The organism is Erwinia sp. PsM31 (genome assembly GCF_030433775.1).
GTDB classification, from domain to species: Bacteria; Pseudomonadota; Gammaproteobacteria; order Enterobacterales; family Enterobacteriaceae; genus Erwinia; species Erwinia aeris.
This window is the reverse complement of the sequence record NZ_JARUWZ010000005.1, coordinates 10,989-30,764: the sequence shown is the minus strand read 5'-3', so window position 1 is coordinate 30,764 and position 19,776 is coordinate 10,989. Positions and strand designations below refer to the sequence as shown.

16 protein-coding genes, 2 tRNA genes and 1 pseudogene are annotated in these 19,776 nt (G+C 40.9%); 15 read left to right on the top strand and 4 right to left on the bottom strand.

Translation table 11 applies throughout. From position 1 onward, the window contains the following. Positions 1–10: 10 nt before the first annotated feature. From QCD69_RS05830 to QCD69_RS05805, 6 genes are all read left to right on the top strand, one after another. Positions 11–640, top strand: coding sequence for a LysE family translocator (locus tag QCD69_RS05830; protein WP_253455156.1), 630 nt, complete (start codon positions 11–13; stop codon positions 638–640). 179 nt (positions 641–819) lie between these two features. Beyond that, positions 820–895: transfer RNA gene (locus QCD69_RS05825), tRNA-Thr, on the top strand. Positions 896–1,728: 833 nt separating this feature from the next. After that, positions 1,729–3,633: an ATP-dependent nuclease gene (locus QCD69_RS05820; RefSeq protein WP_301251341.1), complete on the top strand. Its 1,905-nt coding sequence runs from the start codon at positions 1,729–1,731 to the stop codon at positions 3,631–3,633. Next, positions 3,630–5,294, top strand: coding sequence for a UvrD-helicase domain-containing protein (locus QCD69_RS05815; RefSeq protein WP_301251339.1), 1,665 nt, complete (start codon positions 3,630–3,632; stop codon positions 5,292–5,294). The genes QCD69_RS05820 and QCD69_RS05815 overlap by 4 nt, the downstream gene beginning before the upstream one ends. 586 nt (positions 5,295–5,880) lie before the next feature. Further along, positions 5,881–7,017 (top strand): hypothetical protein, encoded by a 1,137-nt coding sequence (locus tag QCD69_RS05810; protein WP_301251337.1) that lies wholly within the window; start codon positions 5,881–5,883, stop codon positions 7,015–7,017. A 62-nt stretch (positions 7,018–7,079) separates the two neighbouring features. Further along, complete coding sequence (locus tag QCD69_RS05805; protein ID WP_301251335.1) at positions 7,080–8,255, top strand: YaaC family protein; 1,176 nt, start codon at positions 7,080–7,082, stop codon at positions 8,253–8,255. Between the two features lie 596 nt (positions 8,256–8,851). Here QCD69_RS05805 and QCD69_RS05800 read toward each other — a convergent pair. Beyond that, on the bottom strand, positions 8,852–9,109 hold the full coding sequence (locus QCD69_RS05800) for a HigA family addiction module antitoxin (RefSeq protein WP_301251333.1): 258 nt from the start codon (positions 9,107–9,109) through the stop codon (positions 8,852–8,854). Between the two features lie 708 nt (positions 9,110–9,817). Here QCD69_RS05800 and QCD69_RS05795 point away from each other — a divergent pair. From QCD69_RS05795 to QCD69_RS05775, 5 genes are all read left to right on the top strand, one after another. Next, the gene (locus tag QCD69_RS05795; RefSeq protein ID WP_301251331.1) at positions 9,818–10,099 is read left to right on the top strand and encodes a hypothetical protein; all 282 of its coding nucleotides are present in this window, start codon (positions 9,818–9,820) and stop codon (positions 10,097–10,099) included. A 282-nt stretch (positions 10,100–10,381) separates the two neighbouring features. Beyond that, positions 10,382–10,735 carry a conjugal transfer transcriptional regulator TraJ gene (gene traJ, locus QCD69_RS05790; RefSeq protein WP_301251329.1) on the top strand — a complete coding sequence of 118 codons (354 nt, stop codon included), beginning with the start codon at positions 10,382–10,384 and terminating at the stop codon, positions 10,733–10,735. 81 nt (positions 10,736–10,816) lie between these two features. Beyond that, positions 10,817–11,611 carry a P-type conjugative transfer protein TrbJ gene (gene trbJ, locus QCD69_RS05785; protein ID WP_301251328.1) on the top strand — a complete coding sequence of 265 codons (795 nt, stop codon included), beginning with the start codon at positions 10,817–10,819 and terminating at the stop codon, positions 11,609–11,611. Between the two features lie 187 nt (positions 11,612–11,798). Next, entirely contained in the window at positions 11,799–13,193 is a 1,395-nt protein-coding gene (gene trbL / locus QCD69_RS05780) for a P-type conjugative transfer protein TrbL (protein ID WP_301251327.1), read from the top strand. Between the two features lie 69 nt (positions 13,194–13,262). Continuing rightward, complete coding sequence (locus QCD69_RS05775) at positions 13,263–13,475, top strand: hypothetical protein (protein WP_301251326.1); 213 nt, start codon at positions 13,263–13,265, stop codon at positions 13,473–13,475. A 21-nt stretch (positions 13,476–13,496) separates the two neighbouring features. Here the strand turns inward: QCD69_RS05775 and QCD69_RS05770 are convergent. From QCD69_RS05770 to QCD69_RS05760, 3 genes and pseudogenes are all read right to left on the bottom strand, one after another. After that, positions 13,497–13,719, bottom strand: a pseudogene (locus tag QCD69_RS05770) (antitoxin VbhA family protein). Beyond that, a complete protein-coding gene (locus QCD69_RS05765; RefSeq protein WP_301251325.1) occupies positions 13,706–14,596 on the bottom strand; it encodes a hypothetical protein in 891 nt (296 codons plus the stop codon). The pseudogene QCD69_RS05770 and the gene QCD69_RS05765 overlap by 14 nt, the downstream one beginning before the upstream one ends. 9 nt (positions 14,597–14,605) lie before the next feature. Further along, positions 14,606–15,679: a site-specific integrase gene (locus tag QCD69_RS05760; protein WP_301251324.1), complete on the bottom strand. Its 1,074-nt coding sequence runs from the start codon at positions 15,677–15,679 to the stop codon at positions 14,606–14,608. A gap of 25 nt (positions 15,680–15,704) precedes the next feature. Between QCD69_RS05760 and QCD69_RS05755 the strand changes: the two genes are divergently transcribed. From QCD69_RS05755 to QCD69_RS05740, 4 genes are all read left to right on the top strand, one after another. After that, positions 15,705–15,816, top strand: a tRNA-Ser gene (locus QCD69_RS05755). Positions 15,817–15,935: 119 nt separating this feature from the next. After that, on the top strand, positions 15,936–16,589 hold the full coding sequence (locus QCD69_RS05750) for a hypothetical protein (RefSeq protein ID WP_301251323.1): 654 nt from the start codon (positions 15,936–15,938) through the stop codon (positions 16,587–16,589). Then, positions 16,586–16,831: an ogr/Delta-like zinc finger family protein gene (locus QCD69_RS05745; RefSeq protein ID WP_301251322.1), complete on the top strand. Its 246-nt coding sequence runs from the start codon at positions 16,586–16,588 to the stop codon at positions 16,829–16,831. The genes QCD69_RS05750 and QCD69_RS05745 overlap by 4 nt, the downstream gene beginning before the upstream one ends. 325 nt (positions 16,832–17,156) lie before the next feature. Beyond that, on the top strand, positions 17,157–19,553 hold the full coding sequence (locus QCD69_RS05740) for a DUF4062 domain-containing protein (RefSeq protein WP_301251321.1): 2,397 nt from the start codon (positions 17,157–17,159) through the stop codon (positions 19,551–19,553). Positions 19,554–19,776 lie beyond the last annotated feature (223 nt).

Below are 19,776 nucleotides of genomic sequence, written 5' to 3'. Positions count from 1 at the left end.
GAAGGTTCTGATGATTACGTTTTCCCAACTGCTTCCCTTCGCGGCTATCGCTTTTGGGCTGGTGCTGACGCCAGGCCCGAATATGATCTATCTGCTTTCCCGTTCCCTGTGCCAGGGCCGCCGAGCGGGCTTTGTTTCGCTGAGCGGCGTGGCGCTCGGTTTTATTTTCTATATGGTTTGCGCCGCGCTGGGGATCACCGCGCTGGTTATGGCGGTGCCGCTGGCTTATGAGGCGCTGCGCATTGCGGGTGCCTGCTATCTGCTCTATATGGCCTGGCAGGCGGTTTTTGGCGGTAAATCACCTTTTGCGCTGCGCGACCTGCCGCCCGACAGCACCCGTAAGCTGTTTACTATGGGCTTGCTGACCAACCTGTTAAATCCTAAAGCGGCAGTTATTTACCTCACGCTGTTGCCGCAGTTTATCCGACCGGAGCAGGGCGACGTATTGTCCCAGTCTTTGCAGCTTGGCTTTACCCAAATCGCAATCAGTATGCTGGTTAATGGCTCACTTATCTTTGCCGCTGGCAGTATTGCTGGCTTTCTGGCACGGCGCCCAACGTGGCAAAAGCTTCAGCGCTGGCTGATGGGCACGGTGTTAACCGGCCTGGCGATGCGCATGCTGTTGGAAGGGCGGAAGTAACGCGGAAGGACGAGCAGACCGCGAACCGCCAGACAGGCCAGAAGAGAGTAAGAAAAGCAGAGCAGGCAAAAAACGGGGCGAGCGTTACCTGTTGATTATAAAGTCATCATTTAGTCCGCAGGCGCTTGACTCCGCGTCAGGTTTTTTTTAACGTAGTGACCGCAGTATCCCTCCTGAAAGCCGATATAGCTCAGTTGGTAGAGCAGCGCATTCGTAATGCGAAGGTCGTAGGTTCGACTCCTATTATCGGCACCATCTTTTCTCATAAAATCATCTGGTTACTGTTGCATTGCTTTGCTTTTATTAACACTAATGTGCATTTTTGCGCGTTGTACGTGTGGCAAAATTGTGGCATTTACAGTGTGGTCGTTTGTGGCTCAATGCAAGGATATGCTAACAGCATGTATTACCTTGTAGCTCCTGCCTGTCTTGTCTTTTGAGCAATATTACTACTTTGATGGTTTCTAGTTACCGAGGTTGTCAGTCCAGTTCACTGTCTGCAAGAATGGGTCGAAAGGATGTTATTAAAAAAGCATACATACAAACACTTTTAGTCGCCCATTTGGGTATTTGCATTCATTTGGCTACCCGTTTGCATTTTACTTGGTCATCTCCAACAAAAAATGCATCCAGGGCCCAGCTACATTGACAGGCAGCTTTGAGCGAGAAGCGGAAGTTCGGAATGCATGCTTACATCAAGGTGGCTTGAGTCAGTCGGAGCAGGTCACCTGAGCTTGGTAGTAAGGGGCCCGGTTACATATCCTTTTTTCTCTGCCACCCTGGCGACCTTATGCAAGAGTCGCTTTGCTTAATTTCAGCACTCACTTCCCCTTAGCTGCGGTCTATTTGCGTTCTGCTCTAGCCTCAAGTGTCAGTTCTGCTGTGGAAAGCGAGATTACCGAATGACTGGATTAACAAAAATGACTTTAATGTTTTCATTAAAAATGTTAAAAAATAATTAAGCATAAGGAATAAGAATTTTCTGTAATTATCATGTTTATGTCTGGGTTTAACATAATGCCACTGTTAGATGGTGAGTGGATTAAGTAATTAACTTAGAGATTTAATTACTTTATGTAGGGAGGCGCATGAAGCTTGAAACAATTTGTTTATCTGGTTTTCAGTCGTTTGGACATGAACCAACCGAACTGAGCCTAGAAGATATAACATATATCATTGGTCCTAATGGCTCAGGTAAAACTGCAGTTCTTCAGGCTTTATGTCGACTGTTTGCATTTGACCCCGCCTTAAGGCGGATCCAGCGTTCAGATTTCCACGTCCCCTTTAATGAGGAGGAGGTTCCGCTTGAGCGCCAGCTGTGGATAGAAGCTGATTTTCTGTTTCCCGAACTGGCAGAGGAAGAGGACAACAGTACCGTAGCTCCCCACTTTAGTCATATGCGACTGGACGAGCCAGATGGGGTTCCGCGCGTGCGTTTTCGCCTTTCGGCGACTATGGGGCTGGATGGCGATATTGAAGAAACTTTGGTATATGTCCATGAAGTTGATGGGGATGACTTGCCTCTGAATGTCGCTAAAGTTCCACGCGCTGAACGTAATCATATCCAGGTACACTATCTGCCTGCCAGACGCGATCCCGCTGACCATATTACCTACGGTGCGAATGCATTACTCGGGCGTTTACTTCGCGCTGTACGTTGGGACGCTGAGCGCGAAACAATTAAAGGGCTGACCGATCAAGTAAGTGAAAGTCTTGCTGCAAACCCCTCAGTGAATGCTTTCAGTGAGAGTTTAAAGGCAACATGGGCAACGCTGCATAAAGGTAAATTTTTTGCTGACCCTAAAATTACTTTTGTCGCATCAGAAATTGAATCGCTGTTAAGGCATCTGTCAGTTTCCTTTACCCCAAGTCACGATGGCTCATTTGTCGATTTCTCACGGCTGAGCGATGGCCAAAAATCCATGCTTTACCTTTCTCTTGTCCTATCGTCTCAAGCTATTGGCAGAGCTGTTCTTGCTGAAGAAGATGTATCATTTGATCCCGATAAATTGCGTCCTCCTGTCTTCACATTGGTAGCCCTTGAGGAGCCAGAAAACAGCCTTTCTCCACATTACCTGGGACGCATTGTAAGCTCCCTGAATGTCATGACAAAAAACCTGGATGCGCAAGCTCTCATTGCGACGCATGCACCCACAATGCTGCGCCGAGTAGGTCCTGAGCTCATACGCTATCTTCGACTGACTGAGTCACGAGAGACGCGCGTCACTTGTATTAAATTGCCTGATGAAACTGATGAGGCACATAAGTTCGTGCGGGAAGCCGTGCAGGCATTTCCGGAAATCTATTTTTCACGGCTGGTAGTGCTTGGCGAAGGGGATAGCGAAGAGATTGTGTTGCCACGCTTGCTTCAGGCCAAGGGTGCACCCGTTGATGAGTCAGCTATCACGATAGCGCCTTTGGGTGGGCGGCATGTAAACCATTTCTGGCGCTTGCTTGCAGCATTAAAGATCCCTTATTTTACACTGCTTGATCTTGATGTTGCGCGCTATGCGGCAGGGTGGGGAAGAATTAGGTATGTAAATGACCAGCTTTCCAAACGTCAACGGCGTAAAAAACTCCCCGATGATTGCGTAATTCCAAAATGGAATGATGGAAAACAGAAAATTCGGAACTCCGAAAATTATCTCGGCATGCTTGAAGAGCGGGGCATATTTTTTTCCTATCCGATGGATTTAGACTTTTCGATGTTACTTGCATATCCAAAAGCCTATGACGTTCACGAAGAGAAGCCCGACGAGGCAACCCTTAAAGCTGTTCTTGGGAAAAGTCATTACGAGCCATCTCAGTACAGTAATGATGAATTAGCGCTTTTTAATACCTATCACCAACGTTTCAAGCTTGGCAGCAAACCTGCAGCACATATTGAGGCGTTAACTCAGCTAAATGATGCTGATCTGCTTAAGAGCATGCCGGATTCACTGGAAAGGCTGGCTAATGCTGTTATTGCTAAACTCATGGAACTTCCAGAATGATTACTGTAGAAGAATGGCAGCCTGCAGATGGATTGACGCTGGAACCTAATGCGAAACGTGCTGCGAAAGCGCGTAAACGTTGTCTGGCACTAACTGCCGGACCGGGCGCGGGAAAGACGGAAATGCTCGCACAGCGTGCTGATTTCCTTTTGCGAACAGGAACGTGTCGATACCCCAAAAGGATTTTGGCGATCTCATTTAAGGTTGATGCCAGCAAAAACCTCAAAGAGCGCGTAGAACGTAGGTGTGGGCGGGATCTGGCTTCACGCTTTGACAGTTATACTTTCCACGGATTTGCCAAGCGGATTATTGATCGCTTCAGACCGATACTCACGGGGAAATATGCCCTAAATGCTGGTTACGCCGTTGTAGACAAAAAAAACAAGCCATCTCATAATGAAATAGAATACAGCGAAATGGTTCCCTATGCGATTAAGATATTGCAAACCTCAAAAATAGCCCGAAATGCAATCCGGCAAACTTATAGTGATATTTTTCTTGATGAATTTCAGGACTGCACAAATTTACAATATGACCTTGTAAAGCTCGCTTTCCGGGGGACCAGAATTCGACTGACTGCAGTCGGTGACACAAAGCAGAAAATTATGGGCTGGGCAGGTGCTCTGGACGGTATTTTCAAGTCTTTCACTAAGGATTTTAATGCGGTACCGCTCAACATGTATCGCAACTTCCGTTCAAAACCAACATTGCTGCGTGTTCAGAACGAAATTATTCGTAAGTTAGATCCTGACTCCGTAATGCCTGATGAGCAAATTGAGGGTGACGAAGGGGAGGTTTTTGCATGGGAATTTGCAGATAGCCAAACAGAAGCTATTTATCTGGCTGAGCTGATTAATGGCTGGATAAACACAGAGAAACTACCTCCGGCTGAAATTGCAGTCCTGATTTCTAAGCAACCAGATTTGTATGCTGACCACCTCTTCAGAGAGCTAGAGCAACGGGGAATTCCCTATCGAAATGAGCAGCAAGTACAGGATATCACGGTCGAGCCCGTGGCTCGTTTAATCGTTGATTACCTGTCTTGTCTATTTGGACAGCGTGAACCTAAAGCATGGATTCGCCTGATGAATCAGCTGCTTCCCTTTGCTGATGAAGAAACTCAGACCAGCGCGCGAAAAGATTTAGATCAACTGATAAGAAAGCATCGAAAGGAGGTGTCTGATGCAAAAAAAACGGACACTCCCTTTTCTGAATGGTGGAAATTTGGCCGCGCTTTCTTAAAGCACGTAGGTTTCCAGACGCTTGTCGCATTATCGTCAGATTATGAGTCCCATGAGCGTCTGAAACAGGTTATTCGCGATGCAAAAGCACGTATCAAAGATTTTTTAGAAATCGAATCTGATTTACCGCTAGCACTAAAAAGATTTACTGATGATCAAGCTGTACGAATTTTGACTATCCATAAAAGCAAAGGATTAGAGTTTGATTCGGTTGTAATCATGGCTGTAGAAAATGAGATTTTCTTTGGTAATGAAGAAGACAATCGCTGCGCTTTTTTTGTCGGTGTTTCGCGAGCAAAGAGACGCCTTATTTTAACTCATACTAACAAGCGTGATGAACCTGCTAATGCCAGGCACTGGAAAGTGTTTCGGACTGCTCGATTAGAGTATTTTGATTACGTTCTTCCGTTTGTGAGGTAACGGTCAACCCAAAAACCCCTTATAATGGCACAATTATTTTCACATCATTTACTGGGCTATAATGCATTGATTTTTACAATTGGCTATTCAAACATCGTTCAATAATTAATGCGGAGTGCAATTTGCAGCGCTTGCTTATTGCGCCAAGTGGTAGACCCTAAAAATATATAGTCTGTGATTGTGACCGATTCCCCGTTGATTAGCACAGACTGAAGCCTGCAACGTCTGCTCCTGATACAACGCGGAGCTGTACGCCGAACAGCGTCTGTTAAGAGCAGCAATGAGAGGACTGCGTTGTATACACAGTAAGGAACATTATAATGAAATCACTTACAGAAATGTTTCATAATCAATGGGGAGCATGTCAGAGCAGTGTAGCTGAGGCTTTACTTCTCACAGTAGCTATGGGATAGAAAACGTATAATTAGCGCAAGTTGTGATCGTACTGGCTTATACTATGCCCCTCATAGCAGTAATATAATAAAGCATTACACGAATCGGAACACCAACTGGCTAAAAACTACTGGGCTTACCTAATTATTAATAGCAGCCTGCATTATTTAACCATTAACTAATGGAGAAGCATGTGGCAATCACTGTTTATTCAAAGAAGTTTGAAATCGAGCTGGATAAAGAACAATTAGAAAGATTATATCTTAAAAATATGTCAGATAACTTAGATGGTTTTCGACAATTCGTACATGAAGACGCAGAATGCCCAATGTGCAACGCTACAGGTGCATATTATGTATCGGAAGGCTATTCGAAGATAACTGGTAAAAAGGTTAAGCAGGCATGCTTTGCATTTAGAAAAGCTGACGATACGGATGCACACAAGGTTTTTTGTGACCATTATACTGGCCCAGACAAAGTTAGAGATTCAGGTGGTGACGCCTTTATTAAGTTCGGGAAGGATGGTTCAGAAATTACGATATTAGTAAGAGAGCTGGTTTGTCGAGGAATTGAGCATAAAATTTTTAACCAGACTGATATCAGAAATATGAGAAAGTGGTTTGCTGGTCTGCGCGAGTCGGGGAATGTCGTCATCAACTACAGCCCGCACATTATTAATCTTATCAGAGCGTCATTTTATAGTAAAGGTGATGCTGATGAATATGTAGTTCAGGATGGTAAGCAATACGAATCATGGTTTAATATAAATGATGAAGTGTATGAGTCATTAAAATACAAATACCCACCTTTCTTAAATATTGATTTGAACACTGAAGAAAACAACCCGCTTATGAGGTTGTATAGTAAAACATTAGCAAAACAAGCGCATCGACTTATTATAAAGGATAAAGGAATAAGGATATTTGACAGGCGAGAGCTAAATGATAAATACGTGGCAGTCATGCACTTGTCAACGGCAATAATTAAGCGCTATGATTCTCTCAGGAGAAAGTTTACTACTCCACTCTCAATAATGAGAAATAATCAGCTGCTTGCTGTCTCCGCGTTGCTTCTATTTGTATCTGATTGGAATGAAAACATGGCTATAGATAAATTTAATATGCTCGCTAATGTCGGAAATTCGACTATGCCCGATGCCGGAAATGTTATAGGTATGAACCCATTCATTCATTATGATGCATGGAAAATAATTCACCGCATTCAGGATTTGATTGATTCATTACCTGATTTCGCTAGTATTGATAAAGAGTTTCAGGTCGAAAAAAAGCGTTTATCTGAACTTTACGGACTAAATAAGGGTGAATCATAAATATATAGCATAATGAAAAAATGGCTTTTTTTAAATTACACAGTAACGTACTGGGATGGTATATGTCAATTATACAGATAAGAAAGTATCTTAATGGTTTTCCATTGTTTTCCATGGATTATAATAAGCTAAAAATTGGTTCAGGTGAAAAAATAATTATTTCTGACATATGGGCTTTTTGGGACTATATCTTGAAACGTTATATTGAGAAAACAACCAAAACGACTACTGATAAACTTAGAAAAGAAAAGGTACTATTTTCTTTTCTGGAGCAGGCAAGAAACTTTTACGAATCAGCAGAAAATAGCCCGGTGAAATCCCAGCCGTTATTATATTACTATGCATTTCTTAACCTTTCAAAAATCGCAATAAACATTTCCCGGTCAGATAATGTTTTGTTTAAGGGATATATACATGGTATATCTGAAGATTATCAGAGTGAATTTTCTAAATCCAGCGTAACTATAAAAACAAGTAATAACGGTGATATTCAAGTTGCCCATGAGATGTTACGTCTTTTTGATTTATCGAAAGCGCCGCCTTATAATAATGGACCAAAAAAATTAAATATCAGAGATATACTATCGCACTGCATAGGCATACACAGATCATATAGTGAAATATATAAAAAGCCGGAGTTTTTTATTAAAATAATTGACCATACATTATTTAGAAAAGGGAAAATATTGTACTTCCGTGGAGACCTAGGATGCTTGAATGAGACAGATGCAGAAAATTTAGTTAAGTCTGGATATAATATTATAAAATTTAAAGATGGTATCTGCCATTCATCAAGTCTACAAAATGGCTCTAATATTCATTGGAGTTTAGATACAGGAGCAACTTACCCTGGCCTAAAAGATGGACATTATTATTACATTTGTTCGATCACCATGCGCTATTCTAAGGATCCTACTCAATCGGAATATTACAATCTTTCTAAAGAGATTAGAAAAGATGGAGTTTGGTACTATATTGGCTCAGATGGTTATACAATTTACATATCAAAATGTATGGATCCGTCATTCAGATATAGTCAGGAGTCTATTATTTATATGATGATGTTTTATCTTGGCTCAATCACAAGATATCGCCCCCACCTCTTTGATAGCTTGTTTTCAAATAAAGAACAATGGTTGGTAAGTGAGTTTTTGAAAACACAACCTAAGCAGTATCTATATTTATTAACAGCTCAAATTTTAGGTCAGCAAGTGACAAAGGCATACGCAATGTTCTAATTTAAAGAGCTTTTATTTATAGTCTGTTCTTTTCTTATTAGAAGGATTATCTTCTAAAAAAAATTCTGGTTAAATCATAAGCGCCTGTCATGATTTTAGGGCTCTGATCTAAGACGCTGTGGCGTTTATGATGTACGCTTCTGGCACATAGCAGCCATTCAGGTTTAAGACCTACAGCCTAACACTTCCGAAGTTGAGTAGTCGGATTTTATTGGCGATGATCGAGTAATCAGCAAACAGTCATAAGGTTAAATTCAAATGGGCGGTCAGGTCAAATGCAACTACGCATCCATTAGTATTTTCGGATAATTAGATGTAAGATCTTAACGTCTAATGTAGGATGTTCTATTCAAGCCAGAGTCCCAAAACAAAAAGGCCAGATGTTACCATTCTGGCTTCTTTATATCGACTTACAGTGTCGCCTGTACCACTGCTAAAATGATTTGTCCTGTCCGGACTAGGTACCATCATCTTGGATTCGATTTTTTTACCCTCAGTCGTCCGAGTGTTATCTTGCTTTAATAAGTCGTTAGTAATGTATGAGTATGTTTCAAGGAAAATTATGTTCTAGGATTAAGTAATCTAATTGAATGTCCTTACTTTTTTTTATTTAACCATGTCTCATGTAGCTCTTGCAGTTTCATCCAAAAAGATGCATCTGTGTTGAAAATTATCGAGAGTTGAGTAGCTTCTTCAAGAGTTATATCTCGCTTATTTTTAATTATTTCCCAAATTTTTTCATATGTTGTATCCATCAGTTCAGCAAGTCTTGCGGGAGGCATATCCAATGGTTTCAAGAATTCTTCGTATAAAATTTCTCCGACAGTTGAAGGTGCAGCATTTATCGTCTTCATATCTCCCCCTTTTTTTCATAGGGCATAGAATTCCTTGTAGTAATTTGTTTAGCTAAACAAATCAGAGAGTAAGGTTAGTTGAAGTGTTTTTCTTACTAAAATTCGATATATCCATTGTCAGGAATGAAATATTTACCAATAGTGTTTGTTATAAAGGTTAGCTAATAAAATTTATAATGCATCTATAACCCTTCCGTTATTTACATTTTGTTTCATTTTATTTGTTGCTATTTAGTTTAGCTAAACAATCTATTTTTCCATGTATAAGCTGTGTACTTATCCACAGATTCTGTTAATAATGTTGTGTGTAACTTGTTTGTTTGTTTTTTTATTATATGACATATGAGGTACGCCTTTATGACATATGAGGTACGCTTTCATGACATTTGAGGTACGGATATAATTTAAAATTGTCATAATAAACAAATGGATATGTCTCTTTTCCACAGCCCTCTAACCTGATCCTTAACCCTTTATATAACCAAAAAGATTAAAATAATTATTAAAATATTAGTGTCATTCAGAAAACGGTCAATAAAAATAATTTCAGATATAAAAAGAACCCGATGAATAAAAACACTGTTGACATTATTCTTTTTGCCAGTAAGTTTTAATTATTCTCAATTCATAACGTTGGTTAGCAAACTTTAGCGGCTAAAATTTTAGCCGCTAAAATCCTCAAATTTCTACTGAGAGATGGGTTCTTCGATGAAATCAGTTATGCCAGAACTTATAACCGTTGAAGAGTTGGCTTTTGCATTAAAGAAAACTGTAAAAAGTATCCGCAGTGATGCAACGCGAAATCCAAAATGTCTTCCACCAAGATGCCGTCTTCCCGGTAATAAACGTCTTCTCTGGCGTAGAGAAGATGTTAAGGACTGGATAGATAAATCTGTTGAGTCAAAGACAGAGAATGACGATATAGCGAAAGAGATAAATAGGTTTCAAAGAAAACGTGGCAGGCCGCTAAAACACAAGCCGCGAGAATAAATATATTTATTGGGGTTATTCAAATAATTCCCCTTTCAATAAACACACATGCTGCACATTTTTACACGACTAATCCTGCACAAATGCTTTAGGAAAACACACTACGTACACCGAAATACACAATGGGCACACAGATATACAACGGCTACAGTGGGGCAGGACATGTAAAGTAGGCCCACCGTAAACGATGGCCCAACTTTACCTTCCCTTATTCGCCGAATGGCTGCTCAAGGGAGTCCTGCTCTGCGAGGCTGATCGGCTACCGCCTGTATGGAGAATGATATGACCATTTCTCAGACTAGAAAAAATAGTACACCCATTAAAGTTTATTGTTTGCCAAATGAAAAAGCGCAAATCCAGAAAAATGCAGAAGCTTCTGGCTTAAGTGTAGCGAGTTTCATTCGGAAAGTTGCAATGGGTTATCAAGTTGAGTCTATTGTAGATATTAAACAGGTTATAGAGCTCAGCCGTGTAAATGCTGATCTTGGTAGACTTGGTGGGTTACTTAAATTGTGGTTAGCTAATGATTCTCGCACAGTTAATTTTTCACCCACACAGATAAAAACGTTGCTTGCGAAAATAGAATCAACTAGATATGAGCTAAGAATTATTATGGATAGAATCTTGGATAAATAAATGCATGTTTTTCTATATATCTGCATCTGTTAACAGTCTAAATGTTCACTATCAATAATCTTTTGAAATTGAGGTAAGCAAATGAAGTTAATGCTCCGAGTATTTTCATCACAGGGAGGAATTTTAGCTGCTAAAAAGGCCTTAGTAGCTTCTTTTGTGGTGTCAATCATGGCATTACCGGCGACGGCCGGTATCCCTGTCATTGATGGTACTAATGTTGTGCAGACCACTATCAGCGCAGTCAACAACGTTCAGGCTGTGGCAAAACAGATCCAGCAGTACCAGACGCAGCTACAGCAGTATGAAAACATGATGAAAAACACAGTAGCACCTGCGGCCTACATATGGGATCAGGCCAATTCGAACATCAACAAATTATTGCAGGCGCAGGACACTCTTAATTACTACAAAAATCAGGCCGGAAGTCTCGATTCATATCTGAAACGCTATCAGGACGTTAATTACTACCGCTCATCACCGTGCTTTAACAGTAATGTTGAATGTACTTCGTCTGAAATTAGCGCGCTGCGTAAGGCTGAACAGAACAGCTCTGAGGCGCGTAAAAAGGCTAATGACGCCGTTTTCAAGGCAATTGACGAACAACAAGAAACGCTGCAGCGCGATGCTGATAACCTGGCTGACTTACAAAGCCAGGCAACAGGCGCACAAGGGCAAATGGAAGCTATTCAGGCGGCTAACCAGCTTGCCAGTGCACAGACAAACCAGTTACTGCAAATCCGCTCGCTTCTGGTAGCTCAGCAAAACGCTACAGCGACACTGGCGCAAGCTCAGGCTGATAAAGGAGCCCAACAAATAGTCGCTGATGAAAAAGCGTTAGCTGGTGAGAACACACCAAGCCCGAAGCGAATTTGGTGAGGGATAGCTGAATGAAAGATAAATTTTTGTTCATTTTTACTCTAATCATTTCATTAATTTTATGCTCTTGCGATAAAAAAGATGAAGATTGTTTATCGACGCCAGAGAATAAATTGAAGGAACATAACTACGATAAATGTGCCCTGAACGGTAATAACAATCCTAGTCCTAAGCGAGAATGGTAATTATGAGAATAGTAAGCAAACTCACTTTTCTAGGCATGATTTTTTTGTTTTCTGTAAATGCTTACGCTGGTCAATTAGATAGTAGCGGATTACTTGATACGTTATTAGATAAGTTTCAGCAAGTAGCCAGCACATGGACTTTAGTAATTGGTGATTATGCAAATTGGCTCTTCTGGGGAATGGTATTGATAAGTATGGTTTGGACATTTGGTATGTTGGCGATGCAAGGGGAAGGTTTAACCAGTGCACTTGCAGAGATAGTTCGTTTTTTTGCCGTAATTGGTTTTTTTTACTATCTTTTAATCAACGGCCCAGCCATATCACAATCTATTATTAACTCAATGAGACAACTTGCAGCAAATGCTTTAGGAACAAGTACTGGTATTTCACCCTCAAGCATAGTTGATATGGCCTTTGCGATATTAACAAAGGTCAGTGCAGCAGCATCAATTTGGTCGCCAATGATTTCGACCATTATGATAACCGTCGCGATAATAGTATTAGTCGTAATGGCACTTATCGCGATAAATATGCTAATAATGTTAGTTTCTGCATGGGTGTTGTGTTATGCAGGAGTTATATTACTTGGGTTTGGTGGCTCGAAATGGACTTCTGATATAGCAATAAATTACTTACGCACTGTATTATCCATTGGTATTCAATTATTTACGATGGCATTAATTATTGGGATTGGGCAATCATTTATAGATCAGTATTTTTCTATTATTAAAAATGATATTCCTGATCTTAATAGTCTTATTGTTTTACTTCTGGCGTCAATCATTCTTTTAGTATTGACTAATAGATTACCGTTGTTGTTATCAGGCGTTGTAGGAGGAGCGTCCTTACAAGGGATCGGTGGTTTTGGAGCAGGTATGATTACTGGCGCTGCTACTACTGCAATGAGTGGCGCTGGGGCAATGGCAATGAGCGCTACAGCTCAAGTCAGTGGTGGTGCTTCCGCTCTAAAAGCAGCATTTGAATCTGCACAAGCGGCGATGGCCGAAGAATCTGGTTCTGGTGATAGAGGCGGTTCAGGTGGAGGATTTGGCGGCGGGGAAGATACCGGTTCCGTAGATACTTCTGGAGGACAACCATCAGGCGGTTCCGGTGGTTCGTCTGCAGGGAGCAATACAGGTAGCGCCAGCGGAGGAAGCCAAGGGTTTGCTTCATCATTCTCACGAGCTGGCCACATGGCTTCTCACATGGCGAGCGGGCTGTCTAATGGAGCTGCGGAGTATCAGATGATGAAGGGAAGTACTAATTCTATCCGATCACAACAGACCGTTGGTGGGGAAATAGCGAATCAAATACGTAAACACACAGCCGATCGTCAGAGTAACCACGAACAGGATGAGTTTGAGGGTGATAGTTTAACTGGCAGTAAAAAATCTTGATTTAGGCGCGTCAGTTAGCGCGGTAACGTTAACTGACGCTTCCACTAAACACCTGTAAGGAGGTGAATAATGGCTGGTTATAATAGCTTTGTTTTGGAAGGAATAAAAATTATTTTTGCCGATAACAACAAGGAGTTTATTAAAGAGATTTGTGAACCATTGATAAATATTCTATGCATCGAAGAGTATTATTCTGCTACCGGAATTTATAATTATGATGATGCTGATGAACAAACTGAGTTACTTAAAAGTGCATTAAGGGACTATAAAATGGCTCACTAGTGATAAGAGGCTAACTAAATGTTAGCCTTTTTGATTTTTAGATTGTTCAATGTGATAATTTAATACTTCTCTCTTTGCCTCTTCATAGGTTAGCTCTCCATTGATCACCTTATTTTTTTATTTCATTAAAAAATGAGGAGCCCTTGGGGTCTTTACTTGATAAAAAAAGACTGGCTTCAGCTCTCTGAAAAGCTTCTTTCCTTGCTTCTATAGAAGATGAATTAGCAGGATTACTTTTGTTCATAAGTTGAAATACCCTTATTATTTATATTCGAGATATTTTTATCGACAAGAATTAGTTTTAACTCCGAGAATTCATCTCCTGATATTTTATAACACTGGGTTTCATTTTTTTCAATGTAAAGAGATTTGCTTTCTGAGCTACCACATGTCGTAGATGTTCTTGCATCGAGAAAAACAAACTTTTCTTGAAATCTTTCAATGTATTTCATTGCTGTCATGCTAATAATAAAAAGAGCAACTGACACAGCAAAAAGGGATAAGCCTGATACTAAGCGATTAAAATTAAATTTCTTTTTAATAAATAATGAACTGGCTAGATTGACCATGCTATAGGGGACCATAATTATGAGTCCTATTAATATTATTTTTTCAGGAAGATTGTTCATCTGCATATGATGTTGAGCTAAGTTCCCAATATATACCGAAATTATAGAGGATATTACTATTTTTGCTGGAGATACATCTCGCAAAAATATGTATATATAGACTGTAATTGCACAAATCATTGCTCCTATTGGAAATGAGAGCATGAAAGCATAAGCTAATGTCGAGTAATTAAGATTTTCTGGGGCTATACCATAAGCTATGTTAAGCTTAAAGTTTGCGATCCATAAGCATACTGAATATGTAAAGCCAGTTATACCCCATTTAACCACTGTATTATTGAATACTTTATTTAATAAATCACGATATCCTATGTATACACTAGTTAATAAAGCTATAGATGATAGAAAAACTGGAGCGGCAATGTATATATTTTCTAGCCATAATGGGTTTTCTACAATCAAGTATCCAAAAGGTATTAAGTATATTATAGCCAGTAGTTGAGGGTTATTTAATTTTGGTGATACATCAGCTAACTTATTTTCATATTCCATATAAAGTCCTTATTTCAATTTTAACGCCAAATTTTCAGCTTTGGGATGATAGTATCGCATCATCATTCTTGGATCTTTATGTCCCGTAATTTTGGTTAGTTCATGCATTGGGAAAATTTCAGCAAGTCGAGAAGTTGCTTCATGTCGAAGGTCATGAAATCTTAAATCTTTAAGGAAAGATTTATCGCATAATGAGCTTGCTTTCTCGTATCTTTCTCTGGCTCGTTTTACAGCTCGGTCAAAAGCCCGAGTAATCGCGTCTGCACGCATATCGAAAACCTTATCAGCATCTGACTTAGAATGTTCCTTAAGACTGGACAGTATCGTAATGGCTTTCGTTGATAAAGGGACATCGCGGGCATTACCATTCTTAGTATCCGGCAAATGTGCAACTCGCCTATCAAGATCGATAAAGCGCCATCGAAGTTCTGCGATTTCGCTACGGCGCATGGCTGTCTCTAACGCCAGAAGAATGATTGCTGGCAATACTAATGAATGTGTTGCGGCAATGATATGTTCGATCTCGTTGGCTATTTCCTTTCCTGAGGTAACACCGGTTTTCTCAGAAACTACAGGCAGCGCTTCCAAACGTCTGGTCCTGGAGTTCTTGGGTTGGGGTTTGCGAATGGCCTCTACGGGGTTCAGCAGGCTCTCCATGCCCCATTCTTTCCGCGAAACATTGAATACATGAGAAAGTAAGGCCAAACGCCTTAAAACGGTTGCAGGAGCATAGATTTTCAACCATTCATCTCTCAGCTTGGCGACATCGGCACTCCTGATGCTGGCCATATAGTTTTTCGCCAGCTGAGTGCCTTTTAGTATCCGCACCAATGATCGGTCTTGCACTGCCCCTTTTTTGTCGGGAACAATCTCTTTTTCATATCGTGTTAGGGCTTCATACAATGTCGTAGATTCCGCTTCGCTGCGGCTAAGCCAAACTCCTCTCGCCATTTCTGACTCGATCATTTTGGCCCAAGCTTCTGCTTCTACTTTGGTGTTGAAGGTTTTGGTTTGAGAGGGAAAACCACGTTTACGGATTTGAGCTTCCCATTGGTAGTTACCACGTTTGCGTATAGTCGCCATTTCTGTCTGATTCCTAACGAACTGTGGCAATATTGTGGCAAAAAATCCATTTAAATTCGATAGGTATTGATTTTACAAGATCAATTTACGCATTCGTAATGCGAAGGTCGTAGGTTCGACTCCTATTATCGGCACCATCCTTACGTACTTTCAAGACAATTAAGCTCAATAAAAGTCTTTATAAACAAATATATTGCCTTAATACCAGTTACCTGACGTCAACTGGAATTTAGCCAGAGCCGAACACACCGCGCAGATGATGAAAATCAACGACATCACCGCCGCGATAGCCCGCAGTAAAAAAGAGCGCAAGGCGGCCATTGAGAACGGCAAGGAAGCGGAAACGAGCTGGCGCACCCGCTTTCGCAGCCTGCGCGGCAATCTCACCGACGAGCTGAGGGCGCAGCACAGCCAGCGCATTGTCAGCCGCGAGCTGGCCGAAGAGTTCACCGGCCTGATTGAGGAGCTGGAGTTTGAGCACGAGGGGGAGATGATGAAGGCCGCAGGCACCGGTAGGGTTTACGTGAACGCGCATAACACGGCCTTCACGCAGTATGCTGAAGGCCAGTGGGAGGCCGCCATGCGCAACCTCAGCCCGACGCTGATACGCGCCGTTCGTCTTAAGCTGCTGTCGCTCCGGCTCAACGACCGGGGTCGCCATACCGACCCGCAGCATGTGGAGCCGGAAGCCATACTCGCCCGCGAGGTCGGTAAGGTGCTGGTCGATAAGGCGGAAGCCGCGCGGCTGGATATGGACGCGGAGCCTGTCGTGTCAGAGATTGGCGTTCATCGCCCGGCGCTGACCGGCGTAGATATGCGCCTTTTAAACAGCCCGGCCGCCATTCACAAACTGGTACACGAGCGCAAGGCAAAGCTTGAGAGAAAACAGCAGAAGGAGAGCCAGGCATGATGCACTGCCCGTACTGCAAAAGCCCGGCGCACGCCAAATCGAGCCGCTACATGTCCGAACAGGTTAAGGAACGTTATCATCAGTGCACCAATTTGGACTGCTCGTGTGCGTTCAAGACCAGCGAGAGTGTTACCCGTGTGATCACCGCGCCGCCGCAGCCTGAAGTCTGCGAGGCGCCGCCGCCACTGCCTCCGCGCCAGTCACAGACGCTGGGCCGCTACGGAAGCGCCTTCCGCCACTGACCCAAATCCTCACTCAATCCCTGCTATCCGGTGGGGATTTTTTTGTACAAAGCTAAAGATTTTCTGCAGAGTGACGAGTATAAATAGTGATGCATGCAAGAGCCGCATGGTTTTGCATGCAAAAAATGCGTACTGGAAGCACGAACATGGCCAGTGCTGACGCGGCCTGAGTCCGTGCATGCAGCTGCATGAAAAGCGGTGCATAAAGCGGGCAGGCGTGGCGGGGATAGCATTGCGCGCTAAGTAGAATGGCCGGGTATCAATGCACCTGGCTCACGAACTATCATTGGTAATTTTGAATCTATCTGCAAGGGGTATTATTTACATGCAAAACATGAGAAAAGTGGTCAAGGTATTTATTGCTTCTCCTGGTGATGTAAATACTGAGCGTGGAATTGCAAGAGATCTTGTTGATGAAATTAATTCACTTCACGCAGAATATACCGGCTACCAGATTGATTTAGTAGGGTGGGAAGAAACTGTTGGTTCATTAGGTAGGCCCCAAGAAATTATTAATAAAGATTTAGCTAGGTGTGAGCTTTTCATTGGTATTCTTTGGAAAAGATGGGGGACGCCTCCTGATAATGGAGGAGCATATACATCAGGCTTTGAAGAAGAGTTTTCATTATCAATTGACAGATATACTCGAGAAGGGAAACCGCAGATGAGTATGCTTTTTAAAGCAGTTGATGAAGAGTTGCTTAGAGATCCTGGTACGGATTTAAAGAAGGTTATTGATTTTAGTGGTAAGTTGATAAGTGAAAAAAAGATTTTGTTTGAAAAGTTCACCAATGAAAAAGATTTTGAAAGAAAACTGAGAAGAAGACTTGTTACTTATATTTATGATTTAGTTGATAATACAAAAAATATTGAGAAAGATGATCAATCTTCAGTAGTAAGCCAAGATAAAAAAGAAAGGGAAATAAAAACTCATGAAAATTCTTACCTTTCTGAAGCTAGCCTTGATTTTTTAGGTCATATAAAGGATAAGTTGAAGACTGAAGGGGTTAATGAGACTACTGCCGCTGATACTGCTTACATGCGTTTGTTGGCAAATATATTGAAAAAGAGTGGTAATGATAATGAGTGCTTGGGCGCACATGATGCTAACTTAGTTTATCTTTATAAAGATAATTACTCTTTTGGTGGGAGTGAGTTTATCGGTCTGGCAATGGCAGGCTTTGAAAAATTTAATAGTCATAACGTTCCTTTATGGATATGGTTAAAAAACAGTAATATCCCGATAGAAGCTTTTACTTTTTTTATAAGTAAAGAATGGAGGCATAAGGTAATCGATGCTATGAAATTACTATGTCATAAAATTGGGAAGGTTAGGGATATTTATCTAGAAGACTGGTTCTCGGAAAAAAGCCCAAGTCAAGTTAAGGTTTCTGCATTAAAATATTTATCTGAGAACGGTTTGAGTAATGACCTTTCTGTAATAATGAAAGAATATGAAAAGAAAGATATTTTAACGAATAATGAAGCGATTGATGCAATAATAAATATTAAAATAAGAGATTCAATCTCAAGTGGTTTTCACGCGTTGTTAGAGTTGCAACCTGTAGTAATTGGCGAGAAGATAGTAAGAAAAATAAAGGGGAATATTAAAATCATCTCCAATGAAGAGCTTGTAGAAGGTTTAAGCCATAAAAATGGCAGAATAAGAATGCTTTGTCTTGAAGAAGTTTTAAGTCGCCAGATAGTTAATGATGATTTTTTAATTACTCTTTTAGAGCATGAGGATTATGACATAAGAGCTGAGTGTTTAATAAACCTTTCTCGTAAGTCATTTTATCTATATAAAGCCAAATCTAAAGAGATTCTTATTTATAAAGATAAGGACGGGAAGGAAAATAAATCTTTACATGATGTGTATACTAAATTAACACTCTACTTAGAAGATAAAAAATATTTAGAAGCAAAAGCCAGTGAGTCTTTTAACTTTAATGTTGATGCATTACTTGCATTGGCTGTAAAGGATAAAAAAAAGTACACTCCCAAAGTTAGAGGGATATTGAATGATAATTGCGAGGAGCATTTTAAAAGTATTGTTAGCGCAATACCTAATAAAAATGAAGCCTTGATTGATGCACTGAACAAGATAGGAGACAATGTTAGGAGTAATATAGTTTCTCAGTGTGCTGAGTGGCTCCTCCAACATATGGATGATTCCGATCTAATAATTTTGAGGAGGTTGCTAAGTGATAACTGTATTTCCTTGACGCCTGTTGTGTTGAGTTATTTGTCGAGGTTTGGTGAGTGGGAGGATATAAAATTAATATGTTGTCCTAATGAGGATTTAAACGGAAATAAAAAGCTTCTAGGAGGGTTAAGTAACAAAGTGTCTATTTTGGCGGCCCAAACAATTTTAAAACTTGCTAGAGGTAGAGAGAATGAACTTCTGACATTCTCTATCAACGAAAATATTTTAGCGATTATTGTTGCTGGCTTTAACAAAACTGCTTTCATGAGTATATCTGATGAAAATATCAAGAAGCTGCTTGGGCATGAAAACTCAGCTATAAGAGAAAAAACCTCACAAAAGGTCGTTCAGTTTTCCTCGAGGTCTAAAATTGAAACTATCATGGCTGATGTTCTCAGCACTCATCAATACTTCTATAATGTTGTCCATTGGCTTGATTTAGGACTATCAATGAAAAAAGAAATTTCCCAACGTGCGACAAGGTTGGTTTTGGAAGACTTCATCGAAATGAAGTAATTCAATGTGATCAAAGAAAGCTTTATATCAATTGCGGCTGCCTTTTACCAAGAGGGAGGGGCAGAAGCAGAAAGGCAAGACAATATATAGGGGGCATTAATGAGGGGATTATATTTTTTATTGTTATTTTTCATTTTTTTCAATTAGTTGCTGTGATGTTTAATTCCTATTATCGGCACCACTTTCTTAATAAAATCAGCGTTTCTTCAGCGTCTTGCTAAAT

What these genes read in the sequence shown, in the direction of transcription:
- trbJ (WP_301251328.1), top strand. Translation starts at nt 10,817, where the DNA reads ATGAAGTTAATGCTCCGAGTATTTTCATCACAGGGAGGAATTTTAGCT.
- QCD69_RS05760 (WP_301251324.1), bottom strand. Translation starts at nt 15,679, where the DNA reads ATGGCGACTATACGCAAACGTGGTAACTACCAATGGGAAGCTCAAATC.
- QCD69_RS05745 (WP_301251322.1), top strand. Translation starts at nt 16,586, where the DNA reads ATGATGCACTGCCCGTACTGCAAAAGCCCGGCGCACGCCAAATCGAGC.
- QCD69_RS05820 (WP_301251341.1), top strand. Translation starts at nt 1,729, where the DNA reads ATGAAGCTTGAAACAATTTGTTTATCTGGTTTTCAGTCGTTTGGACAT.
- QCD69_RS05795 (WP_301251331.1), top strand. Translation starts at nt 9,818, where the DNA reads ATGAAATCAGTTATGCCAGAACTTATAACCGTTGAAGAGTTGGCTTTT.
- QCD69_RS05830 (WP_253455156.1), top strand. Translation starts at nt 11, where the DNA reads ATGATTACGTTTTCCCAACTGCTTCCCTTCGCGGCTATCGCTTTTGGG.
- QCD69_RS05815 (WP_301251339.1), top strand. Translation starts at nt 3,630, where the DNA reads ATGATTACTGTAGAAGAATGGCAGCCTGCAGATGGATTGACGCTGGAA.
- QCD69_RS05800 (WP_301251333.1), bottom strand. Translation starts at nt 9,109, where the DNA reads ATGAAGACGATAAATGCTGCACCTTCAACTGTCGGAGAAATTTTATAC.
- QCD69_RS05805 (WP_301251335.1), top strand. Translation starts at nt 7,080, where the DNA reads ATGTCAATTATACAGATAAGAAAGTATCTTAATGGTTTTCCATTGTTT.
- QCD69_RS05775 (WP_301251326.1), top strand. Translation starts at nt 13,263, where the DNA reads ATGGCTGGTTATAATAGCTTTGTTTTGGAAGGAATAAAAATTATTTTT.
- trbL (WP_301251327.1), top strand. Translation starts at nt 11,799, where the DNA reads ATGAGAATAGTAAGCAAACTCACTTTTCTAGGCATGATTTTTTTGTTT.
- QCD69_RS05740 (WP_301251321.1), top strand. Translation starts at nt 17,157, where the DNA reads ATGCAAAACATGAGAAAAGTGGTCAAGGTATTTATTGCTTCTCCTGGT.
- traJ (WP_301251329.1), top strand. Translation starts at nt 10,382, where the DNA reads ATGACCATTTCTCAGACTAGAAAAAATAGTACACCCATTAAAGTTTAT.
- QCD69_RS05750 (WP_301251323.1), top strand. Translation starts at nt 15,936, where the DNA reads ATGATGAAAATCAACGACATCACCGCCGCGATAGCCCGCAGTAAAAAA.
- QCD69_RS05765 (WP_301251325.1), bottom strand. Translation starts at nt 14,596, where the DNA reads ATGGAATATGAAAATAAGTTAGCTGATGTATCACCAAAATTAAATAAC.